General features: G+C 61.4%; 2 protein-coding genes. Both read right to left on the bottom strand.

The genetic code is table 11. The features are described from left to right. Positions 1 to 459: cation:proton antiporter domain-containing protein (locus B7449_RS18040; RefSeq protein WP_048884001.1), on the bottom strand; the 459-nt coding region annotated here is incomplete at its 3' end. An 88-nt stretch (positions 460 to 547) separates the two neighbouring features. Next, the coding region (locus tag B7449_RS18035) for an HAD-IC family P-type ATPase (RefSeq protein ID WP_048884000.1) at positions 548 to 1,469 on the bottom strand (922 nt) is incomplete at its 5' end.

Genomic DNA, 1,469 nt, shown 5'->3' with positions numbered 1-1,469 from the left:
CCCCACGACCGAAACCGGATCAGTAGGTGCGAGAATGGCGCCGAGCACGATGCACCATGTAAAGGGAACAGCGTGGCCCAACAGCGGAAAAACACTCCAGGCCGCGCCCGCCAGAAAGGCCACGGCCAGAACAGTCCCGAGAATGGACAGGGCTGTCACGGACATCAGTTTCGCACGCAGGTGTCCGACATCAACCTGCATGGCTCCGGCAAAGAGAAGAAGTGACAGCGCACCATTCAGAAGCGCCGCGGGTAGGTTGATGACCCCCAGCACAGACCGCGGCAGGGCCTGAAGATCATAGGCCGGGATCAGCAGGTTCAGAACCATGACCAGCAGGGAAGTCAGCAACGAGAAGATCAGAACGCCGATCGTCACGGGAACGCGAAGCGTGTGGTGATTGAGAATGCTAAAGGCAGCGGCAAGCACGAGAAGCAGGGCGATCAGGCTGATGGTATCCATGGTATGATCGCTGGCCTTTCTGGCGTTTCGCGTCAAGAAAAACCGGTGCTCTCTTTTATGGGCCGGGATCTGCCAGAAGGACGGATATTCACAAAAGGTTACCGGTTCTGGCATCCCGAGCGGAATGCCCGCCATCACTGATCCGCCCTAGCCTGAGCGCATTGGTAACGACGGTGACGGAAGACAGCGCCATGGCGGCACCTGCGATCATCGGCGATAGCAACAGTCCGAATACCGGGTAGAGGACGCCTGCCGCAACCGGAATGCCGATCCCGTTGAACAGAAACGAGAAGGCAAGGTTCTGCCGGATATTGCGCATGATCGCGTGCGCCAGTTTTCGGGCGCGGACCAGCGCACCCAGGCTGCCATGGGCCAGTGTGATGCCTGCGCTCTCGATGGCGACGTCAGTTCCTGTTCCCATGGCGATACCTACGGAAGCCGCCGCGAGGGCCGGCGCGTCGTTCACGCCGTCTCCCGTCATCGCCACATGGCGGCCGACACTCTCCAACTGTCTGATGATATCGGCCTTGTCCTGGGGCTTCAGCCCGGCGTGTACCTCTGCAATGTTCCCGGCAGCCTGTGCCACAGCTCTTGCAGTCGTCTCGTTATCGCCAGTCAGCATGACGATGCGCATCCCGTCATCATGCAGCGCCGCTAACGCAGCTTTCGTGTCTTCCCGCAGCGGATCGACCACGGCAATCGTCCCCGCTGCTTTCCCGTCTATCGCAACAAACATGACCCCCGCGCCGGACTGACGATATCGCGTTGCATCTGCCTCCAGCGGAGCGGGATCTGCCCCGGCCTGCTTGAGCCTTTCGGCATTGCCAATCACCACCTGACGGCCATCTGCTGTGCCGCTGACGCCGAGGCCGGGCTGTGAGCCGAAATCGCTGATCTGCACCAGCGTGCCATGGCGCTCCTTCAGTGCCCGGACCACTGCCTGGGCCAGCGGATGCTGGGACTGCGCTTCGACTGAGGCCGCCAGACGCAGCACATCGTCCTCCTGCCAC

Source organism: Komagataeibacter intermedius TF2 (assembly GCF_000964425.1).
Lineage (GTDB): Bacteria > Pseudomonadota > Alphaproteobacteria > Acetobacterales > Acetobacteraceae > Komagataeibacter > Komagataeibacter intermedius.
This window is presented reverse-complemented; position numbering and strand designations above follow the sequence as displayed.